This is a genomic window from Streptomyces sp. NBC_01217 (genome assembly GCF_035994185.1).
In the GTDB taxonomy this organism is placed as follows: Bacteria; Actinomycetota; Actinomycetes; order Streptomycetales; family Streptomycetaceae; genus Streptomyces.
On sequence record NZ_CP108538.1, the window covers coordinates 6,724,101 to 6,739,576 of the forward strand.

Sequence of the window (15,476 nt, forward strand, 5' to 3'; positions counted from 1 at the left end):
CCGCGGGATCCACAGGCGCTCCGTTATTGATCGGCTGTTTCGCGGGCCAGCGCGTTGTTCCCGGTCGAGTTGTGCACGCTGAAGCTCACTGCGTCCGGGCGGTAGCGGTCGTCCGACCACTCCACCGGCCGCCCTTCGCGTGTCGTGGTGAGCCGACGGATGCGCAGGAGTGGGCTCGTACGGCGGATGGCGAGCAGTTCGGCGTCCTGGGCTCCGGCCGCCACCGCGTCGATGACATGCTCGCCGTAGGCGAAGACCAGGCCCGTGTCGTCGTAGAGCCGCTGGGTGACGGAGGGGCAGTCGGGCTCTATCGTCGCCACGGCGGGGGAGATCCAGTCGGCGTACACGGTCCGCTCGATCAATACCGGCTCGCCGTCCAGGCCGCGCAGTCGCAGAACGTGCAACACATGCGTACTCGCCTGTAGTTGGAGGCGTGCCGCATCCTGTTGGGTCGCTGGGCGATACTCCTGGGCGATGACGCGTCCGGTCGCCTCCCGCCCCATCGCACGCGCCCACTGGGCGAAGCTGTGCAGTTCGGCGAAGCTCTGGCTGCGGCGGCTGGCCAGCACCACGCGGCGGGCGCCCTGTCGGGAGCCGATGAGTCCCTCGGCGGTGAGGGCCGCGACGGCCTGACGGATGGTGCCGCGCGAGACGCCGTAGTGGGCGGCGAGCTCCGTCTCCGAAGGCAATCGGTTGCCGACTGTGTACTCGTCGCGGTCGATCGCCCGCCGCAGCTCATCGGCGATCTGTTCGTGTCGCGCCGGCATGCTTCCCCTCTGAGTCTGTCGCTGTGCACAGCGTGAGCAGCCTAATCGAGATCCGGCGGTGCTGCGTTCCGGGTGCGATTCCTCGGGAAATCTAGAGGCATCATTTTGCCGGAGTTCACGAGAACGACATCTGAGGCGGGCCTACTGGGGCCAACTTGTTCAGACAAGTTATGTGCAATCTATGTCTGTTCTGCATCCCTCCCGTCTCCCCTGGAGCAGTCGTGACCGTGTCCCTTCCGCGAGCAGCCGTGCTCAGCGGTTCCCTTGCCGTCGTCGCCGTGCTCGCCCTGAGCGCCTGCGGCGCCGCCCCCGACAACGCGTCGACCACCGCCGACGGCAAGAGCGCCGCCACCGCCACCTCCGCCGCCGACTTCGGCGGCATGGAGAAACTGGTCACCGCCGCGAAGAAGGAGGGCACGCTGCACGCCATCGCGCTGCCCCGCGACTGGGCCAACTACGGCGCTCTCATCGACGGCTTCGAGAAGAAGTACGGCATCAAGATCGAGGTCGAGAACCCGGACGGCTCCAGCCAGGACGAGATCAACGCCGTCACCTCCCGCAAGGGCCAGAACCGCGCGCCGGACGTCCTCGACCTCGGCAGCTCCTTCGCGCTCAGCGCCGCCCAGCAGGGGCTGCTCGCGCCGTACAAGGTGACCGCGTTCGGCGACATCCCGGAAGGGCAGAAGGACGCGCAGGGGCGCTGGTACAACGACTACGGCGGCTACATCTCCATCGGCTGCGACGCGAAGCGCGTGAAGACGTGCCCGACGACCTTCGCGGACCTGCTCAAGCCGCAGTACAAGGGCCAGGTTGCGCTCAACGGCAACCCCACCAAGTCCGGTTCGGCCTTCGGCGGGGTGTACGCGGCCGGGCTCGCGTCCGGCGGCTCCTTCGACGACATCCAGCCCGGCCTCGACTTCTTCGCGAAGCTGAAGAAGAACGGCAACTACACGCCCGTCGAGTCGACTCCGGCCACCGTGGAGAAGGGCGAGACGCCGATCAGCATCGACTGGGACTACCTGAACGCCGGCTACGCCGACGAGTTCGAGTCCAAGGGCGTGGACTGGAAGGTGTCGGTGCCCAGTGACGGCCAGTTCTCCCAGTACTACTCCCAGGCCGTCAACAAGGACGCCCCGCACCCGGCGGCTGCCCGCCTGTGGCAGGAGTACCTCTACAGCACCGAGGGCCAGAACCTGTGGCTCAAGGGTTACGCCCGCCCGGCCCTGATGACCTCCATGGAGAAGGCCGGCACCCTCGACAAGACGGCCGCGGCCAAGCTGCCCAAGGTCTCCGGCACGCCCACCTTCCCGACCGAGGCCCAGCAGAGCAAGGCCAAGACGGTCCTCGGAGAGGGCTGGGCGAAGGCCGTCTCCGAATGACGGACACCCTCACCCGGGTCGACACGGCGACCGCCGCTCCTGTGAAGCGGCGGCGCCGCCCGCTCGGCCCGCTCGCCGTCGTCCCGCTGCTCGCCTTCACCGCGCTCGCCTTCGGGCTGCCCGCCTGGGCCATCCTGGACGGCGCCTTCACCGTCAAGAACCAGGCCACGGGGACCAGTTCCTACAGCACGGCCAACCTGACCCTGTCGTTGCAGGGTGCGTACCTGACGGCGCTGATCGGCAGCGTCAAGCTGTCCGCGGTCTCCGCCGCCCTCGCGGCCCTCCTCGGACTGCCCCTCGCCCAGGCCGTCGTCACCTCCCGCTTCCGCGCGTTGCGCGAGGCCGTGCTCACCGCGTCCGGGGTCCTGGCCAACTTCGGCGGTGTCCCGCTGGCCTTCGCCTTCGTCGCCACACTCGGCAACGCCGGTGTGCTGACCCGGCACCTGGGCCTGACCGACAAGGGCTGGGACCTCTACAGCTTCTGGGGACTGGTGATCGTCTACCTGTACTTCCTGATCCCGCTGATGGTCCTCACCATCACCCCCGCACTGGAGGGCCTGCGCACCCAGTGGCGCGAGGCAGCGCAGAACAACGGCGCGACTCCGGTGCAGTACTGGCGGCACGTCGCCCTGCCCGTCCTCGCGCCCTCACTCCTCGGCGGTCTGGTGCTGCTCTTCGGCAGCGCCTTCGCCGCGTACGCCACCGCCGCCGCCATGGTCGGCAGCTCCATCCCGCTGGTCACCCTGCAGATAGCCGATGCGATCTCCGGCAATGTGCTGGTCGGCCAGGAGAACGTGGCGCTCGCCCTCAGCCTCGACATGGTCCTGGTGGCGGGCCTGGTCATGGCCGTGTACCTGCCCCTGCAACGACGGAGCGCGCGATGGCTCGCCTGAACCCGTGGCGGTGGGGCGTGTTCGGCCTCGCCGGACTGTACTTCCTGGTGCCGCTGGCCGCGTCCGTGGTCTTCACGGTCGACGTGCCCGGGCAGGGCCTCACCTTCGACGCCTACAGCCGGATCTTCTCCACGAACGGCTTCGGCGCCAGTCTGCTCCTCTCGCTGGAGCTGGCCCTGGCGACGATCGCCGTCGTCCTGCTGCTGATGGTGCCCGCCATGGTCGCGCTGCGGCTCGGCGCGCCCCGGCTGCGGCCGGTCGTCGAAGTGGTGTGTTCTTTGCCGCTGGTCGTGCCGCCGATCGCGTTCGTCGCCGGCATCGGCACCGTCCTGAAGTGGGGGCCCGAACACCTCTCGCGCACACCGCTGTTCCAGACGTTCGTGGCGATCCAGAACCCGGACTTTCCCGTGATCCTCGTCCTGGCGTACGTCGTGATGGCGCTGCCGTTCGTGTACCGCGCCCTGGACGCGGGCCTGCGCGCCGTCGACGTACGCACCCTCGTCGAGGCTGCCCGCAGCTGCGGGGCAGGCTGGCCGCAGGCACTCGTGCAGGCCGTCCTTCCCAACCTGCGCGGCGCACTGCTCAACGCCTCCTTCCTCACCCTCGCCCTGGTCCTCGGCGAGTTCACCGTCGCCCAGCTGCTCGGCTTCCAGCCCTTCGCCGTGTGGATCGTGAACGTCAGCGGCTCGCAGGCCCAGCTCTCCGTTGCCGTCTCCGTGCTCAGCCTGCTCGTCACCTGGGCACTGCTCCTCGCGCTCGCCGGTGTCGGCGGGCGTTCCCGTACCACTTCCCGGGGATGAACCATGACCGTCACCACGCTTGAGAAGAAGGCCGGCGAGAAGGCGGCCACCGTCGAATTCCAGGGCGTGCGCCGGGAGTTCGGGCCGACGCTCGCTCTCGACGGATTCGACCTGACCGTGCGGCCGGGCGAGCTGCTGGCTCTGCTCGGTCCGTCCGGCTGCGGCAAGACCACCGCGCTGCGCATGCTCGCCGGGTTCGAACAGCCGGATGCCGGTGCCGTGCTGGTCGACGGCGAGGACGTCAGCCGTATCCCCGTCCATCGCCGCGACGCCGGGATGGTCTTCCAGTCGTACAGCCTCTTCCCGCACCTCGACGCGCTCGACAACGTGGCCTTCGGGCTGCGCATGCGCAAAGTGCGCACGGCCGAACGGCGGGCGCGCGCCGGCGAGTTGCTGGAGCTCGTCGGCCTTGCCGACAAGGGCGGGAGGTTTCCGCACCAGCTCTCGGGCGGCCAGCAGCAGCGTGTCGCCCTGGCCCGCGCCCTCGCGCTGCGCCCGCGCGTCCTGCTGCTCGACGAACCGCTGTCCGCGCTCGACGCCAAGGTACGGCTGACGCTCCGCGAGGAGATCCGGCGGCTTCAGCAGGAGCTCGGCATCACCACGCTGTTCGTGACCCACGACCAGGAGGAGGCCCTGTCCACGGCGGACCGGGTCGCCGTGATGCACGCCGGCCGGCTCGAACAGTGCGCCGCCCCGGCCGAGTTGTACGGACGTCCCGCCACCGCCTTCGTCGCCGAGTTCGTGGGCACGATGAGCCGGATTCCGGGACGGCTGGCCGACGGGACCGTCGAGGTGCTGGGGCAGCGCCTGCCGGTGGACGGGCAGGCGCCGACGGCGACCGAAGTGGACGTCCTGGTGCGGCCCGAGGCCGTGGAGGTAGGCGCCGACGGCGACGGGGACGCGCGCGTGGTCGCCACCGCGTTCCTCGGCGCGGCCACCCGGATCACGGTACGGCTCGCCGACGGCACGGAGGTGAAGGCCGACCTGCCGACGCACGAGGCCGCCGCACTCGGCTCCGGGGCCGCAGTGAGCGTGTCACTGCCGCAGCGTCCGGTGCTGGTGGCCGAACGCACGCGTTGACAGCCCAAACCCCTCACGCACGAGACAGAACCCACCCCACGTGAAAGAGCGCACCGTGACCCGACCCCCACTCCAGGCCGTGCTGTTCGACATGGACGGCACACTCGTCGACACCGAGCGGCTGTGGTGGGAGGCGGTGGAACAGGTCGCCGGGCGCTCCCTGACCGAGGCGGACCAGCCGGAGGTGCTCGGCCGGCCGGTCGAGCACACCGCCGCGTGGCTGGGCGCGGCCACGGGTAGGCCGTTCGCGGACGTCGCCGCCGCACTGCACCGGGAGTTCACCGACCGCGTCCGTACCGGCATCGTTGCCCGCCCGGGTGCACTCGCCCTCCTCGACGCCCTCGCCGCAGAGGGGACCCCCACCGCGCTGGTCACCGCCTCCTCCCGGGCCGTCGCGGACATCGTCCTCGCCTCCCTGGGCGCCGACCGGTTCGCCGTGTCCGTCACCGCCGACGACACCGAGCGCACCAAGCCCGCCCCCGACCCCTACCTGGCCGCCTGCAGCGCCCTCGGCGCCGACCCCACCCGCTGCGTGGCGGTCGAGGACACCCGGACCGGCGTCGACTCCGCCGAGGCGGCCGGGTGCGCGGTGCTCGCGGTCCCGTCACTGGCGCCGATCGAGACGGCGGCGGGACGGACGGTGCTGGCCAGCCTGGAAGGGGTCACTCCCGAGCAGCTGCGCGCCCTGGTCGCCCCTCGGCTGCGCGTGCTGAGCTGGAACCTCTGGCACGGCGGGACGATGGTCGAGGACCACCGGTCCAAACAGCTCAAGGTCATCCTGGACGCCGAGGCCGATGTCGTGGGACTGCAGGAGACCGGCGGCACCGCGGCCCAGGAACTCGCCGAGGCGCTCGGCTGGTACCACCACCGGGCGGGCGAAAACCTCGGCATCATCAGCCGCCACCCGGTCATCACTCGCCTCGGCGACCCCGACGTCGGCTTCTACGGAGCGGCGGGCGTCCGCATCCGCATCGACGGAGCGTACGAGCTGGACGTGTGGACCGCCCACCTCCACTACACGCCGTACGGGCCCTACGAGGCCGCCTTCGAAGGACTCCCGGCGGCCGAGCTGATCGCTCACGAGGAGGTGCGGCTCGCGCAGATGCGGGACGCGCTGCGGCGAATCGCCGAGGCGTCCGACGCCACGACGCCCGTGGTGCTCGTCGGGGACTTCAACGCGCCCTCCCACCTGGACCGGCCGGACGTCGCCTGGCCGGTGACGAGAGCCGCCGAGGAGGCCGGCCTGCGCGACTCCTACCGCGAGGCCCACCCGGACCCGATCGCCGACCCCGGCCACACCTGGTCCCCCATCCACGCCGAACACGAGGACGGCAGCGGCCGCCCCGAGCCGCAGGACCGCATCGACTACGTCCTCCACAACGGCCGGGGCCTGGGAGTCCTAGACTCCCGCACCGTCGTCACCGGCACTCCGCGTGCCTGGCCCGACGTCGCCGGCAACGACTGGCCGTCGGACCACGCGGCGGTGCTCACGACCTTCACCCTGGGCCGGGTGGAGTGACCCGCGGCGTCCACCGTCCACCCGTCCGCTCAGAGAGCCGATGCTCCGGCCCGGCACTCCCGGGACTGTGCCTACGGAACCGGGCGCCTGACTGCCAGCGGCAGGTGGCGCCATACCCGATCCTGGGGAACAGCGACGACAGTGACGAGGCGTACGTCGTCGGCCTGCGCAGTCAGGTGCTTGGCGAAACGCAGGTGCTTGGTGAAACGCAGGTGCTCGGTGAAACGGTCCTGACGCAGCACAGTTCGACTGACTTCCGGGAGACCCGGGGGCGACCGGGCGGCGCGCCAGGCTGCCCGTCGGCGACCACCGGCCCGGTCGCCAACTCATGGTCGAATACGGTGAGTTGCAGCACGGCCGACCGATGCCGCACTTCGGCAAGCCGGACAGGGTGACCATCAGCGGCACCCGATACCGGCCGAAGCCCCGAACTCTGCACGAGTCGTCGTCGGTCATGACCTCATGCAACCCGATGGCTACGACAAACCGCGAACGGCCCTGCGACCCCTGTGGATAACGTTATCCACAGGGGTCGCGGATTTTCGCCGCCTGCGGGACGGTCGTGCAATGAACCAGCACCACGAATCCACCGGTCCGGTCGACGAGCAGCAGATCACCCTGCGGGGGCCTGCCGAACTCGCCGATGCCCTCCCGTATCTCATGGGGTTCCACCCGAACGACAGTGTGGTCATGGTCGCCCTGCACGGCGGCCGGGGCCGCTTCGGCGGGAGGCTCAGGCTCGGCATCCCACAGGCACCCCAGGAATGGCCACCCGTCGCCCAGCAGCTTGCCGAGTGTTTGATCAAGGGGAGCGAGCGACGTGGGGAGCGTCCTGACGCGATCGTCATCTTCCTCTGCCAGGATCCCGCCGAGGGCGAGAGCGGCGGCCAGGTCATGGAGCGGCTGCGTCCCCTTGCCCAGCGGCTGCGTACGGCCTGCGGCGCGCTCGACGTGCCCGTGCTCGAAGCGCTCTGCATCTCCGACGGCCGGTACTGGTCCTACTGCTGCCCGGACGAGCGTTGCTGCCCGGCCGAGGGGAACCAGCTGGCGCTGCCCGGCACTTCGGTGATGGCGGCCGCCGCCGCATACGCGGGCATTCAAGTACGGGGAACGCTGCGGGAGATGGAGGCCAGGCTCGCACCCCTGAACACCACGGTGGCTGCAGAGCAGCAACGGGCACTCGACTCGGCCGGGGCCGAGCTGGTGCCGAAGATCCTCGACGAGACGGGGCGCAAGTACGTGGCCCGTGAGACCTTGGAGCTTGCCCGAAGGCTCATGAAACGCCTCAGGGAGGCGCCGGTGACGGCGCCCTCCGCGTCGGACCTCAGTGACGACCGGCTGATCAGCCATGACGAGGCCGCCGCGGTCATCCTCGGCCTGCAGGACAGGGAAACCCGTGACAAGGCCGCGGAATGGATGGAGGGCCCCGAAGCCGAATCCGCGTTGCGGCTCTGGCGGGCGCTCTCCCGTCGCTGCGTCGCGCCGTACGAGGAGCATGCCGCGGCGCCGTTGACGCTGGCCGGGTGGGTCTCGTGGTCGACGGGCGACGAACCGGCTGCACGGGTCGCGCTCGGTCTCGCCCTGCGGGTGGATCCCGGGTACACCTTCGCTCAACTCCTTCACGAGGCGTGCAACCAAGGCCTTGATCCGGAGACCCTGCGCCGCTGTCTGCGGGGTGAGCGCAGTGCCAGGACGGGCCCGCACGACCACCGTACGGACCCGGACACGCGGCCCCGGAGGGCACGCCCGGCCGTTGCTCGGCGCCCTACCGGCCCTCGGCGAAGGAAGGCGCCATCCGGCTCCGCCCGCCCCGCAACGGCCGCTGCCCGGCGACGCTCCGGGCAGGCCTTCCCCAGCCGGCGCGGGTCCAGGAGCGGCCGATGACTCCACACCTCGTCGCTACCTCGTCGCTCCGAATTCAGCAGCGCCCTCCCTTTCTGGCGGGGGCCGGCGTCGGAGTCATGGTGCGCGGCCTGGTGATCTCCAGGGCATCGGTGGCCGACCGCCCGGGACAGACCTGGGGAGCGGCAGCCCGGGCCGCACAAGGAGTCCGGCGTAACGACGGACGAAGAGCACGGCGAAGGGAGTGTTTATCGTCAGGCAGACGACTATGATCACCGCATGCCGCCCTACGACCCGTCGACCTTCCCGCCGTTCGCTGTCACCGTCGACCTGGTCGTGCTCACGGTGCGCCGTCATGCGTTCTGCGCGCTGGTGGTACGCCGCGGTGAGCCGCCGTTCCAGGGGCGATGGGCGCTGCCCGGCGGGTTCGTCAGAGCCGATGAGGATCTCGGAGCCGCAGCAGCGCGCGAGCTCGTCGAGGAGACCGGCCTGTGTGCCCAGGATCCGGCAGCCCCGGCGGTCGGCAACGGCGCCCATCTCGAACAGCTCGCCACCTACGGCGACCCGGGGCGTGACCCGCGGATGAGGGTCGTCAGCGTCGCTCACCTCGCCTTGGCCCCCGATCTTCCGGCCCCGCGGGCGGGCGGCGATGCGAACAGCGCGCGTTGGGCGCCTGTGGGGGATCTGCTCGGACCGGAGGCCGGATTCGGCCATGAGGGCGAAAACCAGGCCCCGCTGGCCTTCGATCATGCGCGGATCCTGGCCGATGGCGTCGAGCGGGCACGTTCCAAGATCGAGTACTCCTCGCTGGCCACGGCCTTCTGCCCGCCCGCGTTCACGGTCGGTGAGCTTCGGAGGGTGTACGAGGCGGTGTGGGGCGTGGTTCTCGACCCGCGGAACTTTCACCGCAAGGTGACAGGCACCCCCGGCTTCCTGGTGCCTGCCGGGGGAACGACCACTCGACAGGGAGGCCGCCCCGCCCAGCTCTTCCGGGCCGGTGCGGCCACGGTTCTCAACCCGCCGATGCTGAGGCCGGAAGTCTGACCTGCGGAACGCCCGCAAGGTCGGCGCTGCGCAAAAAGTCGGACATGTCGCGTTATCTTGCTGCGGTACCCGCCCTGCCGCCGAGCGGTCTCACCTTCCGCGAGAGAAGCGATGCTCCAGGCCATCGGACTCACCAGTGCCCGCCGCCGTGGCCTTCCGGCCGCCGTGGACGATCTCACCTTCGAAGCCCGGCCCGGTGGCGTCACCGTACTTCTGGGTGCCTCCGGGTCGGGCAAGACCATGGCCCTCCGCCTGATGCTCGAACTCGACCCGGGGCGGGGGGTCACCCACTTCCGGGGCAGACCGCTGCACCGCATTCCGCACCCCGCGCGTGAGGTGGGCGTGCTCCTTGGGGAGGTGCCGGGCCATCCCGCCCGTACCGTCCGAGGGCAGCTCCGCATGCTGTGCGCGGCCGCCGGCGTACCGGCGTCCCGGGCCGACGAGCTGCTCGAAGCCGTCGGCCTTGCCGGACTCCGGGACCAGCGCATCGGCACGCTCTCGCTCGGCATGGACCGCCTGCTCGCCCTCGCTTCGGCGCTGCTGGGCGACCCGCACACGCTCATCCTCGACGACCCCGCAGAAGGTCTTTCCGCGCGCGAGGCGGCCTGGTTGCACGAGCTGCTGCAGGCCCATGCCGCCAAGGGCGGGACCGTTCTGTACACCACGACCGATCCCAAGGAGGCCGCGCGGACGGCCGACCATGTCGTCACCATCGACGGCGGACGCCTCGTCGCCGACCAGAGCTCCGGCGACTTCTCCCGGACCCGCCTACGCCCCCGGGTCGCCGTCCGCACCCCGCACGCGGCCCGCCTCGCAGCCGTCGTCAGCCGCGAGGCCCGAGCGGCCAGACGCTCGGTCGAGGTGGTCACCGAAGCGAGCGGCCGTCTCTCCGTGTACGGCTCCACCTGTGCGGAGATCGGCGACGCGGCATTCCGGCACAGGCTCCCAGTGCACCAACTCGCCGACGAGGTCGGCGACACCGGCGACACCGGCCCTGCTGTGTGTGAAGCGGAAGCCGAACCGCGTCCGGCCTCGCGGGCGCGGGCGTCCGGCTCGGAACTGCTGCCGCCGATCCGACGTCGCCCATCCCGTGGCCCGCTCCACCCGCTGCGATACGAACTGCGCCGCCTCCTCGGTGTCAGAACAACAACCTTGATCATGGCTGCTGTTCTGGTCGTCTCGGTCGGGCTCTCCGTCCTCCTTGCCCGCTCCGGTCACGCTCGGCTGACCGAGGTGCTGACGGCCTGGCCGTCGGTGCTGCCGTTGCCGCCCGCGGCGGTCGGAGCCGGAGTGATCGGTGCGCTCTCGTTCGGCGACGAGTTCCGCTATCCCGCGCTGGCGGCGGGCCGAGGCAACGTCCCCCGCCGCCTGGGTCTGCTTCTCGCCAAGCTGGTGGTGTCGGCGTGCGTCGGCCTGGTGCTCGCTCTGGTCGTCGTGCTGGCCTCGGCCGAGGCCGTTCATCTGGTGTACGGCAATGATTTGATCAAGGTTCCATCGAATTCGGTGCACCTGGGCGCGAGTTGGGCAGGGCTGACCGTGGGCTGCGCCTGGGCGGGCCTCCTGGCTGCCGGGGTCTTCAGGGTGACTGCGGCCGGTGTTGCCGCGGTACTGGCCATTCCCGTGCTCGTCGTTCCACTCGTCCGGAGCTTGCCGACCGGCCCGGCCTCCCGTCCGGCGACAGGGCTTCCTGCCGGGCTGCGCGGGCTGGTGTGGCCGCGCTGGCCGCAGGAGGTGGACCGATGGGTGGCAGCTGTCGTGCATGTGGTGGCGCACCCCGTGGGGGCCGCGTTGTCATTGTCGTTGTCGGTCCTGATCTGCGCGTATCTGTTCACCGGCGTTCGCGGCAGAGTCCGTTGGTGATCAGAGGGCGGTGACGGATCGCCCCGAGCCGCGCAACTTCCTTCGGCATGCCCGATTTCAACCAATAACGCGTCAATTGGGGGGTGGGTGCCGATCACCCTTTCGTGTGCTTTTCACCAAAGACCTCAAGGGGCGGCTGGGCTGCGCCGACAAAGGATGCGTGAGTACCCTTGCGCACACCATGATGACCGCCGCCCGCTCCGCCGATTCCGGCCACGCCGGCCCGGGTGAACTCGACCGCTACCCGTACGCGGAGGCGCCGGCCGGCGAGCGTGCCGCTCTTCGTTCCTGGGACGGCCCCGATGCCGAGCTCGGCCGCGCGAGCCGACGGGGCTCAGCCAGCCGGGGCCGCGGCCTCCACGGCCAACTCGTTCAGCAGCTGGGTCAGATGATCGTCTCCGGCGATCTGGGCGCCGACCGCCCCCTCGTGCCGGAAGAGATCGGTCAGCGCTTCGAGGTCTCCCGTACCGTCGTACGCGAATCGCTGCGCGTCCTTGAGGCCAAAGGCCTGGTCAGCGCCCGGCCCAATGTGGGCACCCGGGTTCGTCCCGTCAGTGACTGGAATCTGCTGGACCCCGACATCATCGAATGGCGGGCTTTCGGTCCTCAGCGTGAGGATCAGCGCCGTGAGCTGGGGGAGCTCCGGTGGACGATCGAGCCGCTCGCTGCCCGCCTCGCCGCGGGCCACGGCCGCGAGGACATTCAGCAGCGCCTCGGCGACATGGTCGAGATCATGGGGCACGCGCTCGGGCAGGGCGACGGGATCACCTGTTCCCGGGCCGACGCGGAATTCCACTCCCTGCTCATCCAGGCGGCGGGCAATCGCATGCTCGAGCACCTCTCCGGCATCGTCTCCGCGGCCCTGCAGGTCTCGGGCGGTCCCGTCACTGGCTGCGACCGTCCCAGCGAGACATCCCTCGGCCACCATGCCCGGATCGTCGACGCGCTCGCATCCGGTGACTCGGCGGGCGCCGAAGCCGCCATGCGCCAACTGCTCGTCGTCCACCACGAGGTGGAGCGAGTGGTGCCCGCGCCCCGCGAGCACTGAGCGCGGCACGGCCAGGGTGTACGAACCATGTGTCGCCGGGCCCCAGTGGTCCGGCGGCACAATTGTGGTGGGATGGCACCCATGGTTACGTTCGTCGCAATTGAGGTGTGACTCGGGCCACGCGGATTGGGCGTAACACTCCTCGAAACAGTGCGATGACTTAAGAGGTGACCGTCGCGGAAGGAATACAGCAGCCATTAAGTGCGCTGTGCAGTTCTGAGGCGATACCCGCGCCGTCGGTACATTCCCAGCCCGACGGTCGTCGGCACCAGCCCTCTCCAGGGCCGGGCCGGAAGCCGTTTCCATCGTTCCGAGAGGTTGTTCGTGTCGGCCAGCACATCCCGTACGCTCCCGCCGGAGATCGCCGAGTCCGAGTCTGTGATGGCGCTCATCGAGCGGGGAAAGGCTGATGGGCAGATCGCCGGCGATGACGTGCGTCGGGCCTTCGAGGCTGACCAGATTCCGCCAACCCAGTGGAAGAATGTTCTGCGCAGCCTCAACCAGATCCTCGAGGAAGAGGGTGTGACGCTGATGGTCAGTGCCGCGGAGCCGTCAAAGCGTGCCCGCAAGAGCGTCGCAGCAAAGAGCCCGGTCAAGCGCACCGCCACCAAGACTGTCGCGGCCAAGACGACCGTGACCAGGACCGTTGCGGCCACTGCCGCCCCGTCGGCAGAGACCGTGGACGTGGTGGCTGACGACGCTGCCGCGGTCGGCCCTGCGAAGAAGGCGGCAGCCAAGAAGACGGCTGCCAAGAAGACCGCCGTGAAGAAGACGGCGGCCAAGAAGACAGCTACGAAGAAGTCCGGAAAGCAGGACGACGACCTCCTCGACGGCGACGAGGCGGCCGAGGAAGTAAAGGCCGGCAAGGGCGAGGAAGAGGAGGGCGAGGGCGAGAACAAGGGCTTCGTCCTCTCCGACGACGACGAGGACGACGCGCCTGCGCAGCAGGTCGCCGTCGCCGGCGCCACCGCCGACCCGGTCAAGGACTACCTGAAGCAGATCGGCAAGGTTCCCCTCCTCAACGCCGAGCAGGAGGTCGAGCTCGCCAAGCGCATCGAGGCCGGTCTGTTCGCCGAGGACAAGCTGGCCAACTCCGACAAGCTGGCGCCGAAGCTCAAGCGCGAGCTGGAGATCATCGCCGAGGACGGCCGCCGCGCCAAGAACCACCTGCTGGAGGCCAACCTCCGTCTCGTGGTCTCGCTGGCCAAGCGCTACACCGGCCGCGGCATGCTCTTCCTGGACCTCATCCAGGAGGGCAACCTCGGTCTGATCCGCGCGGTCGAGAAGTTCGACTACACCAAGGGCTACAAGTTCTCCACGTACGCCACCTGGTGGATCCGTCAGGCGATCACCCGCGCCATGGCCGACCAGGCCCGCACCATCCGTATCCCGGTGCACATGGTCGAGGTCATCAACAAGCTCGCCCGAGTACAGCGTCAGATGCTTCAGGACCTGGGCCGCGAGCCCACGCCGGAGGAGCTGGCCAAGGAACTCGACATGACCCCCGAGAAGGTCATCGAGGTCCAGAAGTACGGTCGTGAGCCGATCTCCCTCCACACCCCGCTGGGTGAGGACGGGGACAGCGAGTTCGGTGACCTGATCGAGGACTCCGAGGCAGTCGTGCCGGCCGACGCGGTCAGCTTCACGCTCCTCCAGGAGCAGCTGCACTCCGTGCTCGACACGCTCTCCGAGCGTGAGGCGGGCGTGGTCTCGATGCGCTTCGGTCTCACCGACGGTCAGCCGAAGACGCTGGACGAGATCGGCAAGGTCTATGGCGTGACGCGCGAGCGCATCCGTCAGATCGAGTCGAAGACCATGTCGAAGCTGCGCCACCCGTCGCGCTCGCAGGTGCTGCGCGACTACCTCGACTAGGTCGTAGGAGTACACAGGCCGAGGGCCCGGATCCCGTGGAGGATCCGGGCCCTCGGCCTATCTGAGGGTGCGGTGGGCGATGAGCGGCATGACTCTGGGTGGGAATGGTTCACCACAGAGTCAGGAGTGCGCATGTCCCGTACCGTCTTCCGTGCCATGACCGGGGTGCTCGCTCTGGTTGCCGCCACGGTTGCGATACCGCTCGGAGTCCCCGCCCCGGCTGTTGCGGACAGCATCGTCATCGGCGGTCAGCCCGCACACGTCAAGGACAGCCCCTGGGTGGTGGCACTGTCCAGCCGTGACCGGTTCGGAGACACCCGCGCCGGACAGTTCTGCGGCGGGGTCGCGGTCGCCCCGAAGAAGGTTCTGACCGCCGCACACTGCCTGAGCCGGGAGGCTCTCGGTGTCGATGTGGGCAAGTTGCGCGATCTGCGGGTCATCTCCGGCCGGGACGCTCTGCGCGGGACCGACGGGCAGGAGACACCGGTACAGGAGGCATGGAGCAACCCCGGTTTTGATCCCACAACGAACACGGGGGATCTGGCGGTACTGACTCTGGCCGAGGCGTTGCCCGCGCAGAGCGTGATCCCGATGGCCGAATCCGGTGACGCGGCATATCAGCCGGGTACCGGCGCCGTCGTATACGGGTGGGGTGACACGAGCGGCGGCGGCGACTACGCGTCGTCACTCCGCTCCGCAGAAGTGAGCGTTCTGCCGGACAGCCTGTGCCGACAGGCCTACCCGGGCGGCACAGACGGTACGTACGACGCCTCAGCGATGCTCTGCGCGGGCGAACTGCTGGGCGGGCACGACGCATGCCAGGGGGACAGCGGGGGACCGCTGGTGGCCCGTGGGCGGCTCATCGGCCTGGTGTCCTGGGGGAACGGTTGCGGCCGGGTCGGAAGCCCCGGCGTGTACACGCGGATCTCCGCTGCGATCGGCTGGATGCCGGGCAGCGGCTGACGCTTTCACCACGCAGTTGTACGAGAACGGGCGGCTCCCCCTCCGGGAAGCCGCCCGCCGTCAGGTCCGGGACCTGACCCTGGCTCGTCGTGGATGCGAGGTGTCAGTGTTGTTCCTCTTCGGCGGCTTGGGCCTGTACGGCCGTCAGTCGGTCCGTCTCATCCTGTATTTCCGCGGCGATCTTCTTGAGTTCCGGCTCGAACTTGCGCCCGTGGTGGGCGCAGAAGAGCAGTTCACCGCCGCTGATGAGGACGACGCGCAGATATGCCTGGGCGCCGCAACGGTCACAGCGGTCTGCTGCGGTCAGCGGGCTCGCGGGGGTCAGAACAGTAGTCACGTCGCCTCTTCTCTAGCTCGACGAGCTGTCGTACCAGGGTCAACATCCAACCAGGCCGAAAACGTTCCCGCT

13 protein-coding genes are annotated in these 15,476 nt (G+C 69.7%); 11 read left to right on the plus strand and 2 right to left on the minus strand.

Features of this window, described 5'->3' with window-relative positions; genetic code table 11:
- Positions 1-23: 23 nt before the first annotated feature.
- Positions 24-767 carry a GntR family transcriptional regulator gene (locus OG507_RS30070; protein ID WP_327370259.1) on the minus strand — a complete coding sequence of 248 codons (744 nt, stop codon included), beginning with the start codon at positions 765-767 and terminating at the stop codon, positions 24-26.
- Between the two features lie 221 nt (positions 768-988).
- Here OG507_RS30070 and OG507_RS30075 point away from each other — a divergent pair, with 221 nt between their 5' ends.
- The 11 genes from OG507_RS30075 to OG507_RS30125 all read left to right on the plus strand — a co-directional run bounded on the left by OG507_RS30075 (position 989) and on the right by OG507_RS30125 (position 15,067).
- Positions 989-2,146, plus strand: a complete 1,158-nt coding sequence (locus tag OG507_RS30075) for an ABC transporter substrate-binding protein (RefSeq protein ID WP_327370260.1) — start codon at positions 989-991, stop codon at positions 2,144-2,146.
- Positions 2,143-3,039, plus strand: a complete 897-nt coding sequence (locus OG507_RS30080; protein WP_327370261.1) for an ABC transporter permease — start codon at positions 2,143-2,145, stop codon at positions 3,037-3,039. The genes OG507_RS30075 and OG507_RS30080 overlap by 4 nt, the downstream gene beginning before the upstream one ends.
- On the plus strand, positions 3,027-3,839 hold the full coding sequence (locus OG507_RS30085; protein ID WP_327370262.1) for an ABC transporter permease: 813 nt from the start codon (positions 3,027-3,029) through the stop codon (positions 3,837-3,839). The genes OG507_RS30080 and OG507_RS30085 overlap by 13 nt, the downstream gene beginning before the upstream one ends.
- A 3-nt stretch (positions 3,840-3,842) precedes the next feature.
- Positions 3,843-4,919 (plus strand): ABC transporter ATP-binding protein, encoded by a 1,077-nt coding sequence (locus tag OG507_RS30090; protein WP_327370263.1) that lies wholly within the window; start codon positions 3,843-3,845, stop codon positions 4,917-4,919.
- Positions 4,920-4,974: 55 nt separating this feature from the next.
- Positions 4,975-6,438, plus strand: coding sequence for an HAD-IA family hydrolase (locus OG507_RS30095; protein WP_327370264.1), 1,464 nt, complete (start codon positions 4,975-4,977; stop codon positions 6,436-6,438).
- Between the two features lie 567 nt (positions 6,439-7,005).
- Positions 7,006-8,322 (plus strand): DUF4192 domain-containing protein, encoded by a 1,317-nt coding sequence (locus tag OG507_RS30100; protein WP_327370265.1) that lies wholly within the window; start codon positions 7,006-7,008, stop codon positions 8,320-8,322.
- Between the two features lie 237 nt (positions 8,323-8,559).
- Positions 8,560-9,324 (plus strand): NUDIX hydrolase, encoded by a 765-nt coding sequence (locus tag OG507_RS30105; protein ID WP_327370266.1) that lies wholly within the window; start codon positions 8,560-8,562, stop codon positions 9,322-9,324.
- 111 nt (positions 9,325-9,435) lie between these two features.
- Entirely contained in the window at positions 9,436-11,184 is a 1,749-nt protein-coding gene (locus OG507_RS30110) for an ATP-binding cassette domain-containing protein (RefSeq protein ID WP_327370267.1), read from the plus strand.
- 160 nt (positions 11,185-11,344) lie between these two features.
- The gene (locus tag OG507_RS30115) at positions 11,345-12,232 is read left to right on the plus strand and encodes a FadR/GntR family transcriptional regulator (protein ID WP_327370268.1); all 888 of its coding nucleotides are present in this window, start codon (positions 11,345-11,347) and stop codon (positions 12,230-12,232) included.
- 324 nt (positions 12,233-12,556) lie between these two features.
- Entirely contained in the window at positions 12,557-14,104 is a 1,548-nt protein-coding gene (locus OG507_RS30120) for an RNA polymerase sigma factor (RefSeq protein WP_327370269.1), read from the plus strand.
- A gap of 132 nt (positions 14,105-14,236) precedes the next feature.
- Positions 14,237-15,067: a S1 family peptidase gene (locus tag OG507_RS30125; RefSeq protein WP_327370270.1), complete on the plus strand. Its 831-nt coding sequence runs from the start codon at positions 14,237-14,239 to the stop codon at positions 15,065-15,067.
- A 103-nt stretch (positions 15,068-15,170) separates the two neighbouring features.
- Here OG507_RS30125 and OG507_RS30130 read toward each other — a convergent pair whose 3' ends face one another.
- A complete protein-coding gene (locus OG507_RS30130; RefSeq protein WP_024489001.1) occupies positions 15,171-15,404 on the minus strand; it encodes a DUF7455 domain-containing protein in 234 nt (77 codons plus the stop codon).
- Between the last annotated feature and the right edge of the window lie 72 nt (positions 15,405-15,476).